Here is an 18,914-nt window from a genome sequence, read left to right as displayed (position 1 = left end):
CACCGACGAGGTAACGAAACCGGCTCGTGACCAGCAATATTGGTCAGGGGCCGGTTTTCTGCGCACGGCCCGACGATGCCCCGGGTTCCCCGTGCTCCCCGTGGTTCCCGTGGTTCCCGTGGTTCCCGTGGTCCCCGTGGTTCCCCGTCCGATCGGGCACGGATGGGGCACGGATGGGGCACGAGCGTCTCTGCCACGACGGTGGGGAACTGAGCGGATCGCCCATAACGGGCTGAGCCACATCGCGGCAGCAGCCGCGCGTGCTGATGGAGATCCTCGGGCACGGCCAGATCAGCATGACCATGGACGTCTACAGGCACGTGGCACAGGACACCCAACGGGAAGCGATCAACCACATGGACCGGCTGCCGAAGCGGCGGATCGCTCGTGAGTGATCCCGGCTGACCGCCCCCGTTGATGTCATCCGTAGATGTCAGAAGCCCCAGGCCATCACCGGCCCGGGGCTTCTTCCCTGTTCAAGCTGAGAGCCCCCTGTCGGATTCGAACCGACGACCTTCGCTTTACAAGAGCGGTGCTCTGGCCAGCTGAGCTAAGGAGGCGTGCGTGAAGAAGTGTACCCAGGCGCGCCGGGTGCCGGTCTCACGAATTCGTGAGTCCGGGGCTACTGACACGGGCGCCTGCCCCAGGTAGCGTCACGCGGAGTCCACATCGGTGGACCACATCACTCCTTTTACTCGGATCGTCCGGCACGTTCCTGCCGGTGAAGGGACTCATCACCATGGCTACGGTCACGTATGACCAGGCAACCCGTATCTACCCGGGTTCCGACAAGCCCGCCGTCGACAAATTGGACATCGCGATCGAGGACGGCGAGTTTCTCGTCCTGGTCGGCCCCTCCGGATGTGGCAAGTCCACCTCGCTGCGGATGCTCGCGGGGCTGGAGGACGTCGACGGAGGCGCCATCCGCATCGGGGACCGCGATGTCACCCACCTTCCGCCCAAGGACCGGGACATCGCCATGGTGTTCCAGAACTACGCGCTCTACCCGCACATGACGGTCGCCGACAACATGGGCTTCGCGCTCAAGATCGCCGGCGTGCCGAAGGCCGAGATCCGGCAGAAGGTCGAGGACGCGGCCAAGATCCTGGACCTGACGGAGTACCTGGGGCGTAAGCCCAAGGCGCTGTCCGGTGGTCAGCGGCAGCGCGTCGCGATGGGCCGGGCGATCGTGCGGGAGCCGCAGGTCTTCCTCATGGACGAGCCGCTGTCCAACCTGGACGCGAAGCTGCGCGTGCAGACCCGTACGCAGATCGCGGGGCTGCAGCGCCGGCTCGGGATCACGACGGTCTACGTCACGCACGACCAGGTCGAGGCCATGACGATGGGCGACCGGGTCGCCGTCCTCAAGGACGGGCTGCTGCAGCAGGTCGACTCACCGCGGAACATGTACGACCGTCCGGCGAACCTGTTCGTGGCGGGCTTCATCGGGTCACCCGCCATGAACCTGGTGGAGGTGCCCATCACCGATGGTGGTGTGAAGTTCGGCAACAGCGTCGTGCCGGTCAACCGTGAGGCGCTGTCCACGGCCGCCGACAACGGTGACCGGACGGTGACGGTGGGCGTGCGCCCCGAGCACTTCGACATCGTCGAGCAGAACGGCGCCGCCGCGAAGGCGCTGTCCAAGGAGACCGCGGACGCGCCGGCCGGTCTGGCCGTCACGGTCAATGTCGTCGAGGAGCTCGGCGCCGACGGCTATGTGTACGGCACCGCGGAGGTCGGCGGCGAGGTCAAGGACCTGGTCGTACGGGTCAACGGCCGCCAGGTCCCGGCCAAGGGCACCCAGCTGCACGTCGTGCCGCGGCCGGGCGAGACGCATGTGTTCTCGACGTCGTCCGGGGAGCGTCTCACCGACTGAGGCGGGTGTGCCAACCCATTGAGGTGGGCGTACGAACCCGCTGAGGCGGGTGGGCGACCCCACTGAGTGGATGTGGGAGTAGAGCGGCGGCGAGGCGGGTAGTTACCGCCCTCGCCGCCGCTGCGTTTCCGGGGAGCGTCCGGCGAACGCATGGTCGCCGACGTAGGGACAGAACCGGCTTTTCGTACCAGTGCGTCAACATCACAACCGCACCGACTAGCCATTACGTCCCCCGATAAGGTGACCAAATGTCGCCAAATCATCACTCCTCGCTACCATCTCGACCGTGAACTCCGCAGCCCGCCACATTGGCAGAACTCTCGCCCTCGTCCTCCCCGTTGTCCTCGTGCTGTCGGGAACCCTCGCGGTCACCCGGGTCCCATGGGCGTCGACGGCCACCGACTCGCAGGTGCTGACCGCGTCCTCCGGCACGGCCGCCACCAAGGCGAGCCCGCGCGCGCCCGAGGAGGCCCTGCGCCGGCGCCTCCTCGTCGAGCTCCAGAAGGAGGATCCCGGCGTCGCCCTGACCCACCTCCAGGAGGCGACCACCAAGCGGCCCTCACTGGCCAAGCACTGCGTCTCCATCGCCCGTGACCTCGGCCGTGCCGCGGTCGCCAAGTACGGTGCCGCACACCGCGCCCAGGCCTACTCCCGCCCGGTCTGCGACACCTCCTTCGCCACCGGCGTCGCCGCGGCCCAGTGACCCCCACTCGCACCGCATAGGGTGCGAACCATGACAGGCGCCCCGCATCCGTACCCCACGCAGGCCGTGGTCCTGGCCGGTGGCCAGGGCTCACGTCTCCGCCCGTATACCGACGACCGCCCCAAGCCGATGGTCGAGATCCCCGGCACCGGGACCCCGATCATCGGCCATCAGCTGAACTGGCTGGCCGAAGAGGGTGTCACGGACGCCGTCGTCTCCTGCGGCCACCTCGCCGAGGTGCTCCAGGACTGGCTGGCACAGGCCCAACTGCCGTTGCGCGTCACGACCGTTGTCGAGACCGAGCCGCTGGGCCGCGGCGGCGGCCTCAAGTACGCCGCCGGCTCACTCCCCCGCCCGGACGAGCCCTGGTACGCCACCAACGGCGACATCTGGACCCGCTTCCCGCTCCGCGAGATGGCCGCCTTCCACTACGAACGCGACGCCGAGGCCACCCTCGCGCTGGCCCGCCCCCGTATCCCCTGGGGCGCCGTGGAGACCGACGCGTTCGGGCACGTCCTGGACTTCATCGAGTCGCCGCCCTCGCCGTATCTGATCAACGCCGGCGTCTATGTCTTCTCCGCCGCCTTCAGGGATCTGCTCCCCACCCGCGGCGACCACGAGCGCACCACCTTCCCGCGCCTCGCCCGCGAACGCCGACTGGCCGGCTTCCCGCTCCCCCAGGGGGCCTACTGGCGCGCCATCGACACGGCGAAGGACCTCACCGAGGCGGCCAAGGAGCTGAGCGCGCAGGGGCGTTGAGGGGCGGTGGCGTTGAGGGGCGGTGGGCCGAGTCCGGCGGCCGGAGGGGCTGAGGGCTGAGGCGCCCTGGAAGCCCGTGTGAGTCCCGTACGTCGTTGCCTGGGGCTGAGAGGCCTTGTGGTGCCCCGACGCCGACACTGAGCCGGTGAGGCCCCCGCACGTCGTCCCTGGGATCCCTGCGAGCCTCCGGCTCCGTACGGCGCGGAGCCGCCACGTACGGGCGGCGGAGGCACCGTACGCGGCCTCCCCACACGCCACCGTAGGCCGTCGGCTCTCGCCTGCCCGGCCCGAAGGTGACCTCCCCGGCCGCCCGTCCGGCCACCCGCCCGTCGCGAGGTCGTGCGCTGCTGGCCGTCGGCCTGAGGGCTTCCGCCGCTGCCTGCCCCGAACGCGGAGCCACGCGCCACGCCGACGACGTACTACGCCTGCGCGCCACGCCGACGACGCACTACGCCCGCGCGTTACGCCGTCGACGTACTACGCCGACGACGCACTACGCCCACGCGCCACGCCGACGACGCACTACGTCCGCGCGCTACGCCGACGCACACCGCCCGTCCACTACACCCACGTACCGCACCCGCTCACTACACCCGCCCACCCCCCGAAGGGGGGTGGGCGGCGGGGAAAAAACATGGGGGGGGTGGGCGGCGGGGCAAACAGGCGGGGGGGCAGCGGGGCAAACAGGCGGGGAGGGTGGGCGGCGAGGAAAACAGGCGGGGGGTGGGCGGCGGAGCAAACAGGCGGGGGCGGCGGGGAAAGGATGGGGGCGACGGGCCAAACAGGCGGGGTGGGGTGAGGTAGGGCAGGAACCGCACAACAACCAGCGAGCCCTCACACCCCACACCCCACACCCCACCCTCCCCCACCCCTCACCCCAAAAGCCCGCCCAGCGTGTTGCCGCTGCCGGAGTCGCCTCCGGAGCCGTTGCCGGTGCTGCCGCTGCCGGTGGTGCCGCCGCCGGTGCCGCCCGCTGTGGTCGGCACATGGGTCGGTGCCGAGTGACGGGTGGGCACGGTCTGCTGCGGGGCGCTGGTGGTCGCGCCGGGCTGCTGGGCGAGGCCGCTGGTGCTGCCCGTCGAGCGGCCGGTGCCGGGTGTCGACGCGGACGGCTTGCCGGGCTTGTGGGCCTTGTGCGAGGCGTCCGCGGAGGGCGTCCCGGGGCGTGGTGAGGTGCTGCCGGAGTGCCGCTGGCCGGGCCGGGTGGCGCTCTTGTCGGGGCGGGGCAGCGGCGAACCGGGCAGGTTGTTGATCGCGGGCTCGCCGGGCCGCGGCACGGTCGCGACCGTCGCGGACCGTACGGCGCCGCCGAGCAGCGAGCCGATGAGCAGGGTCAGTCCGGCCACCACCGTGGTCATCACGGCGCCGCGGCGCAGCACCCGGCGTCGCAGGTCGGCGACCTCGACGCGCGGGCCGAGCCGCCGCCATGCCTCGCCGGCCAGCCGCCCGTCCATGGAGTAGACCGGTGCGCCCGCGATGATCAGCGGGCTCCAGGCTGCGAGGTAGATGATGTCGGGGGCGTCGTAGGCGGGGACGGTGCGCCAGCTGACGGTCATCAGCAGCGCCGCGGAGAGCAGCGCGCCGATGGACGCGGCGACGCGCTGCCACAGTCCGCAGATGGTCAGGACGCCGACGACGACCTGAAGGAACGCGACGGTCAGGCCGGCGCCCACGGGGTGCGAGACGGCGAAGTCGCGCAGCGGGACGGCCAGCCCCCAGGGGTCGAGCGACAGCAGCCACTTGACCATCGAGCCGCGCTCGCCGCCGTCGAAGTAGACGGGGTCGCAGAGCTTGCCCATGCCGGCGTAGACCGAGATCAGGCCGAGGAAGATGCGCAGCGGGAGGAGGACGACGCCGAGGTTCATACGGCGGCCGGGGTAGTACGCGTGCCGCACGGTGTCGGCGCCGCGGCGCTTGCCGCCGGAGTCGTAGCGGTCCCGGGCCTCGAAGTGGTCGTCGTCGTAGCCGTCGTCGGCGTGGCCGCGATCGCCGTACGGGGTGTTGCGGTAGGCGGTGTCGCTGTAGTTGTCGCCGTATGCGCTGCCTACGGGGCGTACGCCGCGCAGCAGGGGGCTGTCGGACGGGGTGGGGCCGCGCTGGCCGATCACGGTCCGGGCGGGGGCGGTGTCGTCGAGGCGGACCCGGGGCAGGACCTGGGTCGTGCCGACGTCCTCGCCCGGGCCGCCGTCGAGGCCGATGCCCGCGTTGCGTACCGCGTGCAGGAGTTGGGTGGTGGCGCCGGCCGTGCCGCCCGGTTCGGTGCGGCCGCTCCACACCACGGGCGCCCGGCGTCTGGCGCCGGCGGCCGAGCCCCGGACGGCGGGGATGCGCGCGGTGTCTTCCATGACGTTGTCCGCCACGGGCGCGGCGAGCTGTACGCGGAAGCTGGCGTGGTTGACGATGACCTGCGCGGGATCGCACGGCACCTTGACCGAGCTCAGGCCCGGCTCGTCATCGAAGCCCGGCGAGCGTCCCCCCGTAGGCGTGCGGGGTGTTCTGGTGTCCACGCTCATCTAACCGAGTGACCCGCGTTTAAGACACTGCCTTGACCGGGCCGATCTGTCCGAGACCCGTCAAAAGATCACGGGATACGGCGAAGTCGTACGGAGGGTCAGGCCTTGCCCCGGGGTGTGGCACGCCTCCGTACCGACCGCCCCGGGGCACACGAACTCAGGCGCGGCGGCGCGCCGCCTCCCAGAGGACGACACCGGCCGCGACACCGGCGTTCAGCGACTCGGCGCCGCCCGGCATCGGGATCCGCACCCGTACGTCACAGGTCTCGCCGACCAGCCGCGACAGGCCCTTGCCCTCGCTGCCGACCACGATGACGACCGGGCCGTCCAGCGCCTCGACGTCCTGCAGCTCCATCTCGCCGTCCGCGGCCAGACCGACGACCGTGAGGCCGGCCTTCTGGTACGACTCCAGGGTCCGGGTCAGGTTGGTGGCGCGCGCGACCGGTGTACGGGCCGCGGTGCCCGCCGAGGTCTTCCACGCACCGGCCGTCATCCCGGCCGCCCGGCGCTCCGGCACGACCACGCCGTGGCCGCCGAAGGCGCACACGGAGCGGACCACCGCGCCGAGGTTGCGCGGGTCGGTGACGCCGTCGAGGGCGACGATCAGCGGGTCAACGCCGTCGTCGAAGGCGGCCGCCGCGAGGTCCTCGGGGTGTGCGTAGTCGTACGGCGGGACCTGCAGGACCAGGCCCTGGTGGTTGAGGCCGTTGGTCATCCGGTCCAGCTCGGGGCGCGGCGCCTCCATCAGGTTGATGTCGCCGCGCTCGGTGGCGAGCTGCAGTGCGGCGCGCACCCGCTCGTCGGTGTCGATGAACTGCTGCACGTAGAGGGTCGTCGCGGGCACGCCGTCGCGCAGCGCCTCGAAGACCGGGTTACGGCCGACGACGAGCTCCGCGGTGCCCTTGGCACCGCCACGCCGCGGGGCCGGGCGGCGGGCCGCAGCCTGCTTCGCCTTGGCGTTGGCGACGCGGTTCTTGACGTGTCCCTTGCGCGCGGAGGCGGGCGGGGTCGGGCCCTTGCCCTCCAGGCCCCGGCGCCGCTTACCGCCGCTGCCGACCTGCGCGCCCTTCTTGTTGGACGTGCGGCGGTTCCTGCGCTGGCTGTTGCCGGCCATGGGTCACCTGTTTCTTCACTGCTCTCGACGTCTCGCGACGTGGAGTGGGTACGTACGTATGGAATGAGTGTCGCCCGCGGCCACCGGGAAGGGCGAATCCGGGTGGCTGCCCCGGGGCGGGACGGGGGTCAGGACAGCGACCAACGGGGACCGGACGGGGTGTCCTCGATGGCGAGACCGGACTGCTGGAGCTGGTCGCGGATGGCGTCGGCGGTGGCGTAGTCCTTGCGTGCGCGGGCCGACTGGCGCTGGTCGAGGACCAGGCGTACCAGGGAGTCCACGACGCCGTGCAGGTCCTCGCCGCGGTCCGTGCCGCTGCCGGACCAGCGCTCGTCGAGCGGGTCCAGGCCGAGCACACCGAGCATCGTACGGAGCTCGGCCAGCCGGGCCACCGCCGACTCCTTGTCGTCGGCGGTCAGCGCGGAATTTCCCTGCCGGACGGTGGTGTGCACGATCGCCAGCGCCTGCGGGACGCCCAGATCGTCGTCCATCGCCTCGGCGAAGGCCGTCGGCACCTCGGCCGCCGGCTCGACGACCCCGGCCTTCTCGACGACCCGCTGGATGAAACCCTCGATCCGCGCGAACGCGGACTCGGCCTCGCGGAGCGCTTCCTCGCTGTACTCGATCATCGAGCGGTAGTGCGGGGTGCCCAGGTAGTAGCGCAGCACGATCGGGCGCCAGCGCTTGACCATCTCCGAGACGAGCACGGAGTTGCCCAGCGACTTGGACATCTTCTCGCCGCTCATGGTCACCCAGGCGTTGTGCGACCAGTACGCGGCGAAGTCGTCGCCGAAGGCCTTGGCCTGCGCGATCTCGTTCTCGTGGTGCGGGAAGACGAGGTCGACGCCGCCGCCGTGGATGTCGAAGGCGCGGCCCAGGTACTTGTGGGCCATCGCCGAGCACTCCAGGTGCCAGCCGGGGCGGCCGCGGCCCCAGGGGGTCTCCCAGCTGGGCTCACCCTCCTTCGCCGCCTTCCACATGGCGAAGTCGCGCGGGTCCCGCTTGCCGGTCTCGCCCTCGCCGGACGGCTGGAGGAGGTTGTCCAACTCCTGGTTGGACAGCTGGAGATACCCCGGGAAGGACTTCACGTCGAAGTAGACGTTGCCGTCGGCGGCGTAGGCGTGACCGCGCTCGATCAGGCCGCGCATCATCTCGATCATCTCGGGGATGTGGCCCGTGGCACGCGGTTCGTAGGTGGGCCGCAGGCAGCCGAGAGCGTCGTACCCCGTGTTGAAGGCGACCTCGTTCTCGTAGCCGATCGACCACCACGGACGGCCCTGTTCGGCCGCCTTCTTGATGATCTTGTCGTCGATGTCCGTCACATTGCGGACGAACGTCACGTCGTAGCCGCGGTACTCGAACCAGCGGCGCATGATGTCGAAGTTCAGCCCCGACCTGATGTGCCCGATATGGGGGGCGGCCTGCACGGTCGCACCACACAGGTAGATCGAGACGCAGCCCGGCGTGAGCGGGGTGAAGTCGCGAATCTGCCGGGCGCTGGTGTCGTACAGGCGAATCGTCACGGAACCAGGGTAGTCGGAAGGAGGCAGTGCCCCGCGACGCATTGGCCACAGGGACACAGATCTGCCATAACCGTCCGAATTGCCGGAAATATCGGCGGCCTGTCCCGGGCCGCTCCGTCAGATGCGGCCTACCACCTTGCGCGGGGTGATCCGGACGACCACCCGCTCGGCGTCGTTGGCCGCGTCCGGGTTGAATGCGGCGTACGGCTTGCCGGTGAACTTGCGCGACAGCACATTGATGAGCTCCTGCCCGCCCTCGGTGGTGAGCGTCGCGGTGCCACGGACCTCTGCGTACGTATAGGGGTTGTCGAAGGGCTGGACCACTACGGAGACACGGGGGTCGCGGCGGAGGTTCTTCTCCTTGCGGCGGCCGATGGTCGTAGAGATCAGCAGATCGTCGCCGTCCCGCTTCACCCAGACCGGAGACGCCTGGGGACTGCCGTCGGGCTGGAGGGTCACCAGGGTCACAAAGACCGGAGTATCGAGGAGCTTCTTGAGGTCGTCGGACAGGGTGGCAGTCACGAAGAGTCCTTCCTGCGGGCCGTTCCGATGGACACGAGCACTCCGATCCTCCCCCAACACCCGTGCGGCGCCCGGCATTCCCGCGCCATACGGGGGAATGCCGGGCGCCGCAGCGCGCTTCGCGTCAGGCCGTACGGAAGACGATCGCCGTGGCGACCGCGGCCAGGCCCTCGGCGCGGCCGGTCAGCCCCAGCCCGTCCGAGGTCGTCCCGGACACCGAGACCGGCGCCCCGACGGCCGCCGACAGCGCCTTCTGGGCCTCGTCCCGCCGCTTGCCGACCTTCGGGCGTACGCCGATGACCTGCACCGCGACATTGCCGATCGTGTAGCCCTCGGCCCGGACGATCCGCGCGGCCTCGGCCAGCAGCGTCACTCCGGAGGCGCCGGACCACTCGGGGCGGGAGGTGCCGAAGTGGGCGCCCAGATCGCCGACGCCGGCCGCCGAGAACAGCGCGTCGCAGGCGGCGTGCGCGGCCACATCGCCGTCGCTGTGGCCGGCCAGACCGTAGCCGTTACTCTCCGCGGCGTCCCAGAGCAGCCCGGCACACCACAGCTCACGGCCCTGCTCGAAGGCGTGCACATCCGTGCCGATGCCGACGAGGGGGACGAGTGGGGCCAGGGGGGCGCCGGGGAGCCCGCCGTCGGTCGACTCAGACGTAGCCATCGGTGGCCCTCCTACGGGCGAGTACGGCCTCGGCCAGGACCAGGTCCAGCGGCCGGGTCACCTTGAACGCTTCCTCGTGGCCGGGGACGACCACGACCGGCGCCCCAAGCCGTTCGACCAGCCCGGCGTCGTCGGTGGCGCCCTCGCCCTCGACGACGGTGTCGTGCGCCTTGCGCAGGGTCTCCAGATCGAAGCCCTGCGGGGTCTGTACGGCGCGCAGCAGGGCCCGCTCCGGGGTGCCGACCACCGGCTCGGGGGTGCCGTGAGGCTGTGGCTCGACCTGCTTGACGGTGTCGGCGAGCGGCAGCGCGGGGACCACGGCGGCGGCACCGGCGCGTACCGCGGCGACCACCGCATCGACGGTGTCGACCGGGACCAGCGGGCGCGCGGCGTCATGCACCAGCACGACGTCGATGGTGTCGGGCAGCGCCGCCAGACCGAGCCGGACGGATTCCTGGCGGGTCTGCCCGCCGGCGACGACCACCAGGTCGGTGCGGTCCGCGAGCGGGTACTCGCGGAGCAGGCGGTCGACCTCGGTGGCGCCGTCGGGCGGGGCGACCACGACGATGAGGGAGACGGCACGTGAGGCGGCCATCGCGCGGACGGCGTGCACCAGCATGGGGGTGCCGCCCAGCGCGCGCAGCGCCTTGGGGGTGCCGGGACCGAGCCGGACACCGCGGCCGGCGGCGGGGATCACCGCGGCGGTGCGGATCGGGCGGGAGGGATCTGACATCGATGGCTCCGGAGTCCGGGGCGCGCCCGGAATTGGCGCAGACAGGTTTGTTTCCTCGGGCGAGGTGGGTAAGGCCTGGGGGTACCCCCTGCTCCTGGAGCTTGGGGGAGTGCCGGGCGCGACGCCTTGACCGGACCCTTCCGTGACATCGGTCGAGGCGGCTGCCCGGGCCCGGCACGCCACAGGCGGGTCCGGCGCTCCGCCGATGCAGAGCCCATCCCGGCAGATCGCCGCTCCAGCAGCAGACGATTCACCGGCGGATGGGTCCAGCCCGGCAGGTGTGCCGTCCAGCAGATATGCCGCAGCGCCCGGCAACAGACCGTTCCACTGGGAGACGGTCGTCACTCGGGCACCGCGGCATTGCTACGTCGTCGCTGCGTTGGTACGTCGCCGTACAGCGTCGTCAGGACGCGAGGACCTCATCGAGCAGGGCCTCGGCCTTGTCTTCGTTGGTGTTCTCCGCGAGGGCGAGCTCGCTCACCAGAATCTGGCGCGCCTTCGCGAGCATCCTCTTCTCACCGGCGGAAAGTCCGCGCTCGCGCTCACGCCGCCACAGGTCACGAACCACTTCGGCGACCTTGATCACGTCGCCAGAAGCGAGCTTCTCGAGATTTGCCTTGTAGCGACGGGACCAGTTCGTCGGCTCTTCGGCATACGGTGCACGAAGCACCTCGAAGACCCGGTCCAGCCCGTCCTGACCAACCACGTCGCGTACGCCGACGAACTCCGCATTGTCCGCTGGCACACGAACAGTCAAGTCGCCCTGGGCGACCTTCAGCACCAAGTAGGTCTTGTCCACGCCTTTGATCTGGCGAGTTTCGATGGCCTCGATCAGCGCGGCCCCGTGATGGGGATAGACCACGGTGTCGCCAACCTTGAACGTCATGTGACAGGTACCCCTTCCGTGGCTATCCATGCTAACACGGGAACGGACCGTTCTGAATGGCGTTTTCGCAGGTCAGGGCATATCTCGGGGCTTGACAACAGCGCCCGGAACGTGCTTCGAGGGGCTCTGTGATGCGGGTATTCGCAGGTCGGAGGGGCTTCTCGGGTGAGCGGAAACGTGCCCGTCACATGCCGGGATCACCATGATCGACAGGCCGAACGTCCCGTTTTGCACGGATCCGCATGAGCGAGTTCCGCTACTCCGTTCGGCTGCTCGCGTGTCTCTACGGACCGTTTCTCGAATTGATCACCGTCCGGCGGGCGAAGAGTGTGATCAATTCCGCGAGGCCTTCACATTCCCTTCGAATACTGCTTTTCACCCGAGGAAACCGGCGGTCACCACCCGAACGGCTCTTGCCGAATATTTCATCCATGTTCTTGGTGAACGTTCTCGATGTACGTGCCGATCTGCGTGTCGATGTGTGTGTTGATGTGTGCGTTGATGTGCGTGTTGATGTGCGTGTTGATGTGCGTGTTGATCCGCGATCCGATCTTCGTTCTCCCGGATCGTTCTGCCGGCTGGTTCTCCCGGCCGTTCGTCGAGGATCTTGAACTGCGGTCAGTTTTACGTCCGGTATCCCGCGGGCGCGGCGTTGGACCGTACGCGGAAACCGCGCGGGGGCGTGGCCGACGGCGGTGCGATGCCGCTGGGGGCGGGTCGGGTGCGGCGGCGCGGGGACGGCTCGGTAACCTAGCGGCGCTGACACACCCTTAGGGCGGCTTTACGCACCCGTCGTCATGACGCGTACGCAGTGCCGCCCCAGCCGTCCATCCGCGACCGGGCACGAACGTTCGGCCGCCGTAGCTCGTCAAGGAGATGCCGCCGCCGTGAGCCGCAGCCTTCGACGCGGCGTCCTCGCCGCTACCGTCCTTTCGCTCTCGATCGCCACGCTGTCCGCGTGCGGGGCCGGGAACGACGCCCAGACGCTGCAGGTCAAGCCGGACAACGCCGCCACCTCCGCGGGCGACATCAAGATCCAGAACGCCTCCGTCATCACCCAGCCCGAGCTGAACGCCAAGGGCCCGGCCGTGATCGCCGTGACGGTGTTCAACAACGGCGTCGAGGACCAGAAGCTGACCGCGATCTCCGTCGACGGCACCGGCCAGTCGGCCAAGCTTTCGCGGGCCGGCGGCGGCGCGGGCCCGATCACCGTGCCGGCCGGCGGCTCCGTCGTGCTCGGTGGCCAGGACAACGCCTCGGCCGTCCTCGCCAGCGGCCGCGAGGCCGTCCAGGACGGGAACGTGCAGCCGCTGACGTTCACCTTCAGCTCCACCGGCAAGGTGGCGCTGGGCGCCTACGTCGTCCCGGCGAAGAGCTACTTCGAGGGCTACGGGCCGTCCCAGGTACCGCAGCCGTCCGGCTCGGCGTCCCCGTCCGGCTCCGGCAAGCCCTCGGAGACGGGCAAGCCGTCGGAGTCCGGCACGCCGACCGGTTCGGCCACGCCGACCGGCACCACCAAGCCCGCGGGGTCGGCGCACAGCGGTCACTGACCCCCTCGTCACGCGTCAGGGGCGCCCGTCCGATCCGGAGGGGCGCCCCTGACGCGTAGCGGTGAGCCGCGGCGGTTTACGGCTCGAACTTGTAGCCCAGGCCGCGGACCGTGACGAGGTAGCGCGGCGCGCCCGGGTCGGGCTCGATCTTGGCGCGCAGCCGCTTGACGTGCACATCCAGGGTCTTGGTGTCGCCCACGTAGTCGGCGCCCCAGACCCGGTCGATGAGCTGCATACGGGTCAGCACCCGGCCGGCGTTGCGCAGCAGCATCTCCAGGAGGTCGAACTCCTTGAGGGGCAGATCGACCTTGCCGCCGGAGACCGTCACGACATGGCGGTCCACGTCCATCCGGACCGGGCCGGCCTCCAGGGCCTGCGGGGTGACCTCCTCCGGCTCGCCGCGGCGGCGCAGCACCGCGCGGATGCGGGCGACCAGTTCGCGGGAGGAGAAGGGCTTGGTGACGTAGTCGTCGGCTCCTATTTCCAGGCCGACGACCTTGTCGATCTCGCTGTCCTTGGCGGTCACCATGATGACCGGGACGTTGGAGCGACCACGCAGCTGACGGCAGACCTCGGTGCCGGGCAGGCCCGGCAGCATCAGGTCCAGCAGGACGAGGTCGGCGCCGTTGCGCTCGAACTCGTCGAGTCCGTCAGGGCCCGTAGCCGCGATGGCGACCTCGAAACCCTCCTTGCGGAGCATGTACGACAGTGCATCGCTGAACGATTCCTCGTCCTCGACGACAAGCACTCGGGTCACGGAAGGACCTCCGGGGCTGGGTGAGCAGGGAGCGGATCGTTGAAGGTCTCGTACGGGCGGTCCTCGTCGTCGAGGCCCTCCGCGGAGAGGTCGGCGGGCCGTTCGCGGTCGCGTACGGCCCCGGCTTCCGGGAGACGAAGGGTGAAGGTGGAGCCCTGTCCCTCAGCGCTCCACACCGTGACCTCCCCGCCGTGCGAGGCGGCCACATGCTTGACGATGGCGAGGCCGAGGCCGGTCCCGCCGGTGGCGCGCGAGCGCGCCGGGTCCACACGGTAGAACCGCTCGAAGACGCGGTCCCGGTCCTTTTCGGATATCCCGATGCCCTGGTCGGTCACCGCGATCTCGATCAGGTCGCCGCCGGGCGCGGTGACCCGGCGCCCGGCGATCCCGACGCGGGTGCGCGCCGGGGAGTAGTTGACGGCGTTCTCGACGAGGTTGCCCAGGGCCGCGGCGAGCTGACCGCGATGGCCCCATACGTGCAGGTCAGCGGTGCCGCCGACGGCCATGGTGATCTGCTTGGCGCCGGCCTGCTGGCGGCAGCGGTCCATCGCCTCGGCGACCAGCTCGTCGACCCGGACGGGTTCGGCGTCCTCCAGCGGGTCGTCGTTCTGGACCCGGGAGAGGTCGATGAGCTCCTGGACGAGGTTGGTCAGGCGGGTGGCCTCGTTCTGCATCCGGCCGGCGAAGCGCTCGACGGCCTCGGGGTCGTCGCTGGCGTCCATCACGGCCTCGGAGAGCAGCGAGAGGGCGCCGACGGGCGTCTTGAGCTCATGGCTGACGTTGGCGACGAAGTCGCGTCGGACCGCCTCTATGCGGCGGGCCTCCGTGAGGTCCTCGACCAGCAGCAGGACCAGCCGGGAGCCGAGGGGGGCGACCCGGGCGGAGACCGCCAGGGCCTCGCCGCGGCCGGTGCCGCGGCGCGGCAGATCCAGCTCGACCTGGCGTATCTCGCCGTCCCTGCGGGTGTCGCGGGCCATCTGCATCATCGGTTCGACGGCGAGCTTGCCGCCGCGGACCAGCCCGAGGGCGTACGCGGCGGAGCTGGCCTTGACCACCGCGTCGGCCTCGTCGAGGACGACCGCGGAGGAGCGGAGCACCGAGAGCACGGTGTCGACCCCGGGGGGCAGCACGGCGTCCGTGTGCAGCGAGGTGCGGGTGGGTTTGGCCTGGTCGCGCTCGCTCCAGCGGAACGCCAGCATGGCGAAGACGCCGGTGCACAAACCGGCGATCGCTGCCACTGCGGCGACGGCCGCGTCCACGTTCATGACTCCAGGTTATGCGCCGGGTCGGACACTTCCCCAGCCGTGCGAGGCTCTGCTCGAACACCCGTCGCCCAGAGTTCACCGTGGCGTCCGCGCCGGTTCACTCCGGAGGCCGGTGAGGGGCGTCCGGCCGCCCGCCGGATGTCCCTAGGGGGACCGGCGCGAGCGGCCTGCCCCGCCGGCGCGTGGCCAGGTGAACGGCGGGGCCGACCTCGGGGCCGTGGCCATGTCGCCCAGAGTTCACCTTCACGACGGCGCCGGTTCACCCCCGGTGGGACCGCAGGTCGCGCTGTGCCCGCAGGGTGAGGGTGCGGGTGACGGATCGGTTCCGCACCGCCGCGCGACCGGCATTCGGAGCGACCGCGGGGCGATGGCCCCTCTGGAGCACCGGCACTGCGGAGTACCGGCTCCGCGGAGCACCGCCTCTCCGGGATACGGGCCGCGCGAGCACCGACCGTGAGAGCGTGGGCAGAGGTCAACTGAACCCCCTTCCACCTCCCACACCACGCCACTTCACCACTCGATGCGAGAGAAGGTCACAGATGCGGGACGCGTACCACGAGGAGCTGGATTCGATCGGCGAGGGCCTGGTCGAGATGGCCCGGCTCGTCGGCTCCGCGATCGGGCGCGCCACCACGGCGATACTCGACGCGGACCTCAAGCTGGCCGAGAACGTCATCGCCGCCGACGAGAAGGTCGATGACCTCCAGCGCGATCTTGAAGCCCGGGCGATCGCCCTGCTGGCGCGGCAGCAGCCGGTCGCCACCGACCTGCGGATCGTCGTCACCTCACTGCGGATGAGCGCCGACCTGGAGCGCTCGGGCGACCTGGCCCAGCATGTGGCCAAGCTGGCCCGGCTGCGCTTCCCGCAGACGGCCGTACCGCGCGATCTGCACGCCACCATCCTGGAGATGGGGCAGCTGGCGCAGCGCCTGATGGCCAAGGCCGCCGAGGTCATCATCACCAAGGACGTCGATCTCGCGCTCCAGCTGGAGCAGGACGACGACGCGATGGACATCATGCACCGCACCCTCTTCCAGCACCTGATGGACGACCGCTGGAAGCACGGCATCGAGACGGCCGTGGACGTGACCCTGCTGGGCCGCTACTACGAGCGCTTCGCGGACCACGCGGTCTCCGTCGCCAAGCGGGTCGTCTACCTCGTGACCGGCGAGCACGCCGACGAGATCGCTCCGCCGACGGCGGTCGACGGGTCGTAAGGGCGACGGCGGGAGAGGGGCGCCCAGCCGCCCCTTTCACCATCGTGCGCCGTTGACGCGTGCCTCTACGCGCCGTTGACGCGCCTCGTCGCATGGGCTTGCAATGGCGTCACCCGGGCTTGCAACGGGCACCAGGTGACCCCTAGGAGGCAATGCATGGCACCCATGGCGGACTCCCACAACCCCACGCCCCAGAACAACCCGACGGTCGTCGAGCGCCCTCGGCTCCCGCTGCTCGGCGCCTGTGGCTGCGGCTCCGGCTGCAGCTGCGGCTGCCAGTCGGGCGGATCGTGCCAGTGCGGCGGCGGCTGCTAGCGACCTCGACAGCACAGCGCCACAGCGGCCCCGACCGGGGTTCACCGGTCGGGGCCGCTGCCGTGTTCCGGGACGGCCGGGCCGTCCTGCTACGGGTTGACCGGGCCGCTCCCGTTACGGGCCGGCCCTGCCGCGAGGCCAGGTCACAGGCTGATCGTCAGCGGATGGATCTCGTCCGCCTTGTGGCCGGCGCGCTCGTGTATGCGTTGCACGGCTCCCGCCGAGGGTGCTTCCGACAGACAGAAGACATCGCCGGAGTCGGTGTCGGCCCACGCGTGTTCGAAGGTCACGCCTTCCTCACTCTGGATGGCGAGGTCGGCCTGGTGCGCCGCGTTGAGCTGGTCGGCCGTGAGGCCCTTCATACCGTGATGGATGTCCATGAACTTGGGCATCGGGCTCATCCTTCCGGTTGCAGACGACTGCGCCCCCTCTTCCATGCTGCATCCGCGCGGCCAGGCCGCATCCAGGGACAGCACGAAGGCCGCCGGCGCCGGGGGCGTCAAAGGTCCGCCTTCCGACGCGGCGTCCAGGCCGGCGAACTGGGTAGTTGGTGGTGCCGAGCAGCGGTTCGGCGGTGCGCTACGCGGTGTTGCAGCGCTGTCGCTGGAATACAAGCTGTCGCTGGAATACAAGCTGTCGCTGGAATACAAGGTGTGCCGCACTCGGATGCACCGCACAGACCACAGTGGAACACCCCAGCGCCATGGCAACGCCCGAGCTTGGCCCGACGCACCGCTCCCGACGGACGTACGTCCTTACGGAATACGTCCTCACGGAAGGAGACCGTCGTGCGTGCCAAGCGATCTTTCATCCTCCTCGGCCCCGGACTCATGGCCTCCCTGACGCTCTCGCCGGTCATCGCCGGTCATCGCCGGGCAGGCCTCGGCCGCCTCAGCTCCGGCGCGGGCGGCGGCGAGCATCTCCGACCATGTCGGGCAAACACCCCCTCCTGACCCCGACGCCAATGCAACCGACCCCAACTACAAAAAGGGCGTGGCAGCCGGCGCCGGCCAAGCCGCGAAGGACATCGCGAGCAAGACCCGCACCCCCGTACCGGTCCCCTCGGCCACAGGCCACACCTACGCGGATCTCCGCTTCCACCAGGGCTTCCGCGAGGGATACGCGTCGGCATTGGTCCGGCACGCGGCAACGGAGCTGACCTCGGCGTTCGCGGTGCATACGTCAACGCAGGCTGCGATGCAGCAGGGAACCGAGGCGATCGAGAAGCAACGAGAACAAGCAGATGCGGAATTCAGAATGCGCTACCTCAGGCCGCCCGAGACTGCGGTGCCTGCCCAGCCCCAGCCTGCGACTCCTGCGACTCCAGCAGCTCCTGCGGCGCCTGCAGCTCCTGTGACTCCTGCAGCTCCTGCGACTGGTTCGCTGCAAGGTCCCCGGAGGGGACGACCGACATGCATCAGGGCTCCACGGAGGGGGCGACCGACACGGGCTCCACGGAGGGGACGACTCCCACGCAAGAGCAGGCGCCTTGGACAGGAATCTTCGCGCGTGGCCACCGTGCACGCGCCCCGGCCCGATCATGCCCCTGACGGCCCAGAGACGGGCCCCGGAGAAACGCCAAGCCCCCCACTCGCGGGAAGACCGCAGGTAGGGGGCTTGATCAGGGCTGGCTACTTCTACTTCTTCTTGCCCTGGTTCTTCACTGCCTCGATGGCGGCCTTGGCGGCCTCCGGGTCGAGGTAGGTGCCGCCGGGCGTGACCGGGCGGAAGTCGGCGTCCAGCTCGTAGGAGAGCGGGATGCCGGTGGGGATGTTCAGGCCGGCGATGTCCGCGTCGGAGATGCCGTCGAGGTGCTTGACCAGGGCGCGCAGGCTGTTGCCGTGGGCGGCGACCAGGACCGTGCGGCCGGCGAGGAGGTCCGGGACGATGCCGTCGTACCAGTACGGCAGCATCCGCGTGACGACGTCCTTGAGGCACTCCGTGCGCGGGCGCAGCTCGCTGGGGATGCTGGCGTAACGCGGGTCGTCGCTCTGCGAGAACTCGGTGCCGTCCTCAAGCGCGGGCGGCGGGGTGTCGTACGAGCGGCGCCAGAGCATGAACTGCTCCTCGCCGAACTCCGCCAGGGTCTGCGCCTTGTCCTTGCCCTGCAGCGCACCGTAGTGGCGCTCGTTCAGCCGCCAGCTGCGGTGGACCGGGATCCAGTGCCGGTCGGCGGACTCCAGGGCCAGCTGCGCGGTGCGGATGGCGCGCTTCTGGAGGGAGGTGTGCACTACGTCGGGGAGCAGGCCGGCATCCTTGAGCAGCTCTCCGCCGCGGACCGCCTCCTTCTCACCCTTCTCATTGAGGTTCACGTCCACCCAGCCGGTGAACAGGTTCTTCGCGTTCCACTCGCTCTCGCCGTGGCGGAGGAGGATCAGCTTGTACGGTGCGTCGGCCATGGCGTCGAGCGTAATCGAAATCCGGAAAACGCCTTGCGCGGGTCCAGGAGCTGGGCTGCCCGTCGACGTTTGACGCGTCCCGTCAATTGAGTGGCGCCGGAAGCCGACCCGTCAGTAG

16 protein-coding genes, 1 tRNA gene and 1 pseudogene are annotated in these 18,914 nt (G+C 70.2%); 6 read left to right on the top strand and 12 right to left on the bottom strand.

Going from position 1 to position 18,914, the window contains the following annotated elements; translation table 11 throughout:
• Positions 1-254: 254 nt before the first annotated feature.
• Positions 255-395, top strand: a pseudogene (locus KI385_RS26795) (site-specific integrase); the annotation flags it as partial.
• Positions 396-486: 91 nt separating this feature from the next.
• On the opposite strand, the gene KI385_RS26790 reads toward KI385_RS26795, so the two are convergent.
• Positions 487-560 (bottom strand) — tRNA-Thr (locus KI385_RS26790).
• A 179-nt stretch (positions 561-739) separates the two neighbouring features.
• Here KI385_RS26790 and KI385_RS26785 point away from each other — a divergent pair.
• The 3 genes from KI385_RS26785 (at position 740) to KI385_RS26775 (ending at position 3,338) form a co-directional block, all read left to right on the top strand.
• A complete protein-coding gene (locus KI385_RS26785; RefSeq protein WP_238574726.1) occupies positions 740-1,876 on the top strand; it encodes an ABC transporter ATP-binding protein in 1,137 nt (378 codons plus the stop codon).
• Positions 1,877-2,162: 286 nt separating this feature from the next.
• Positions 2,163-2,579 carry a hypothetical protein gene (locus KI385_RS26780; protein ID WP_238574725.1) on the top strand — a complete coding sequence of 139 codons (417 nt, stop codon included), beginning with the start codon at positions 2,163-2,165 and terminating at the stop codon, positions 2,577-2,579.
• A gap of 30 nt (positions 2,580-2,609) precedes the next feature.
• On the top strand, positions 2,610-3,338 hold the full coding sequence (locus KI385_RS26775) for a nucleotidyltransferase family protein (RefSeq protein ID WP_238574724.1): 729 nt from the start codon (positions 2,610-2,612) through the stop codon (positions 3,336-3,338).
• 872 nt (positions 3,339-4,210) lie between these two features.
• Here KI385_RS26775 and KI385_RS26770 read toward each other — a convergent pair.
• The 7 genes from KI385_RS26770 to KI385_RS26740 form a co-directional block, all read right to left on the bottom strand.
• Positions 4,211-5,851: a DoxX family membrane protein gene (locus KI385_RS26770; protein WP_238574723.1), complete on the bottom strand. Its 1,641-nt coding sequence runs from the start codon at positions 5,849-5,851 to the stop codon at positions 4,211-4,213.
• 157 nt (positions 5,852-6,008) lie between these two features.
• Positions 6,009-6,965 carry a 23S rRNA (guanosine(2251)-2'-O)-methyltransferase RlmB gene (gene rlmB, locus KI385_RS26765; protein WP_238574722.1) on the bottom strand — a complete coding sequence of 319 codons (957 nt, stop codon included), beginning with the start codon at positions 6,963-6,965 and terminating at the stop codon, positions 6,009-6,011.
• A gap of 128 nt (positions 6,966-7,093) precedes the next feature.
• Positions 7,094-8,488, bottom strand: a complete 1,395-nt coding sequence (gene cysS / locus KI385_RS26760) for a cysteine--tRNA ligase (RefSeq protein ID WP_238574721.1) — start codon at positions 8,486-8,488, stop codon at positions 7,094-7,096.
• Between the two features lie 117 nt (positions 8,489-8,605).
• Positions 8,606-9,010 carry a PPOX class F420-dependent oxidoreductase gene (locus KI385_RS26755; protein ID WP_238574719.1) on the bottom strand — a complete coding sequence of 135 codons (405 nt, stop codon included), beginning with the start codon at positions 9,008-9,010 and terminating at the stop codon, positions 8,606-8,608.
• Between the two features lie 124 nt (positions 9,011-9,134).
• Positions 9,135-9,674 (bottom strand): 2-C-methyl-D-erythritol 2,4-cyclodiphosphate synthase, encoded by a 540-nt coding sequence (gene ispF / locus KI385_RS26750; protein ID WP_238574718.1) that lies wholly within the window; start codon positions 9,672-9,674, stop codon positions 9,135-9,137.
• On the bottom strand, positions 9,661-10,407 hold the full coding sequence (gene ispD, locus KI385_RS26745) for a 2-C-methyl-D-erythritol 4-phosphate cytidylyltransferase (RefSeq protein ID WP_238574716.1): 747 nt from the start codon (positions 10,405-10,407) through the stop codon (positions 9,661-9,663). Before ispD ends, ispF begins: the two co-directional genes overlap by 14 nt.
• A 403-nt stretch (positions 10,408-10,810) precedes the next feature.
• Entirely contained in the window at positions 10,811-11,293 is a 483-nt protein-coding gene (locus tag KI385_RS26740) for a CarD family transcriptional regulator (RefSeq protein ID WP_003953493.1), read from the bottom strand.
• An 887-nt stretch (positions 11,294-12,180) separates the two neighbouring features.
• On the opposite strand from KI385_RS26740, the gene KI385_RS26735 reads away from it, so the two are divergent.
• Positions 12,181-12,843, top strand: coding sequence for a copper chaperone PCu(A)C (locus tag KI385_RS26735; protein WP_238574714.1), 663 nt, complete (start codon positions 12,181-12,183; stop codon positions 12,841-12,843).
• A 76-nt stretch (positions 12,844-12,919) separates the two neighbouring features.
• Here the strand turns inward: KI385_RS26735 and phoP are convergent, their stop codons facing one another.
• Together phoP and phoR are read right to left on the bottom strand one after the other, a co-directional pair.
• Positions 12,920-13,591, bottom strand: coding sequence for a two-component system response regulator PhoP (phoP, locus tag KI385_RS26730; protein ID WP_465270440.1), 672 nt, complete (start codon positions 13,589-13,591; stop codon positions 12,920-12,922).
• A gap of 5 nt (positions 13,592-13,596) precedes the next feature.
• On the bottom strand, positions 13,597-14,865 hold the full coding sequence (gene phoR / locus KI385_RS26725; RefSeq protein WP_238574713.1) for a two-component system sensor histidine kinase PhoR: 1,269 nt from the start codon (positions 14,863-14,865) through the stop codon (positions 13,597-13,599).
• A 539-nt stretch (positions 14,866-15,404) separates the two neighbouring features.
• On the opposite strand from phoR, the gene phoU reads away from it, so the two are divergent.
• Positions 15,405-16,082: a phosphate signaling complex protein PhoU gene (gene phoU / locus KI385_RS26720; RefSeq protein ID WP_238574712.1), complete on the top strand. Its 678-nt coding sequence runs from the start codon at positions 15,405-15,407 to the stop codon at positions 16,080-16,082.
• Between the two features lie 458 nt (positions 16,083-16,540).
• Here the strand turns inward: phoU and KI385_RS26715 are convergent, their stop codons facing one another.
• A complete protein-coding gene (locus KI385_RS26715) occupies positions 16,541-16,789 on the bottom strand; it encodes an SCO4226 family nickel-binding protein (protein ID WP_128509943.1) in 249 nt (82 codons plus the stop codon).
• Positions 16,790-18,034: 1,245 nt separating this feature from the next.
• On the bottom strand, positions 18,035-18,796 hold the full coding sequence (locus KI385_RS26710; RefSeq protein ID WP_238574711.1) for a phosphoglyceromutase: 762 nt from the start codon (positions 18,794-18,796) through the stop codon (positions 18,035-18,037).
• Between the last annotated feature and the right edge of the window lie 118 nt (positions 18,797-18,914).

The organism is Streptomyces inhibens (assembly GCF_022221585.1).
GTDB lineage: Bacteria > Actinomycetota > Actinomycetes > Streptomycetales > Streptomycetaceae > Streptomyces > Streptomyces inhibens.
This window is presented reverse-complemented; position numbering and strand designations above follow the sequence as displayed.

Excerpts from the sequence above, each read along its gene's own strand:
- KI385_RS26785 (WP_238574726.1), top strand. The coding sequence starts at position 740 with ATGGCTACGGTCACGTATGACCAGGCAACCCGTATCTACCCGGGTTCC.
- KI385_RS26775 (WP_238574724.1), top strand. The coding sequence starts at position 2,610 with ATGACAGGCGCCCCGCATCCGTACCCCACGCAGGCCGTGGTCCTGGCC.
- KI385_RS26770 (WP_238574723.1), bottom strand. The coding sequence starts at position 5,851 with ATGAGCGTGGACACCAGAACACCCCGCACGCCTACGGGGGGACGCTCG.
- rlmB (WP_238574722.1), bottom strand. The coding sequence starts at position 6,965 with ATGGCCGGCAACAGCCAGCGCAGGAACCGCCGCACGTCCAACAAGAAG.
- ispF (WP_238574718.1), bottom strand. The coding sequence starts at position 9,674 with ATGGCTACGTCTGAGTCGACCGACGGCGGGCTCCCCGGCGCCCCCCTG.
- ispD (WP_238574716.1), bottom strand. The coding sequence starts at position 10,407 with ATGTCAGATCCCTCCCGCCCGATCCGCACCGCCGCGGTGATCCCCGCC.
- KI385_RS26740 (WP_003953493.1), bottom strand. The coding sequence starts at position 11,293 with ATGACGTTCAAGGTTGGCGACACCGTGGTCTATCCCCATCACGGGGCC.
- phoR (WP_238574713.1), bottom strand. The coding sequence starts at position 14,865 with ATGAACGTGGACGCGGCCGTCGCCGCAGTGGCAGCGATCGCCGGTTTG.
- phoU (WP_238574712.1), top strand. The coding sequence starts at position 15,405 with ATGCGGGACGCGTACCACGAGGAGCTGGATTCGATCGGCGAGGGCCTG.
- KI385_RS26715 (WP_128509943.1), bottom strand. The coding sequence starts at position 16,789 with ATGCCCAAGTTCATGGACATCCATCACGGTATGAAGGGCCTCACGGCC.
- KI385_RS26710 (WP_238574711.1), bottom strand. The coding sequence starts at position 18,796 with ATGGCCGACGCACCGTACAAGCTGATCCTCCTCCGCCACGGCGAGAGC.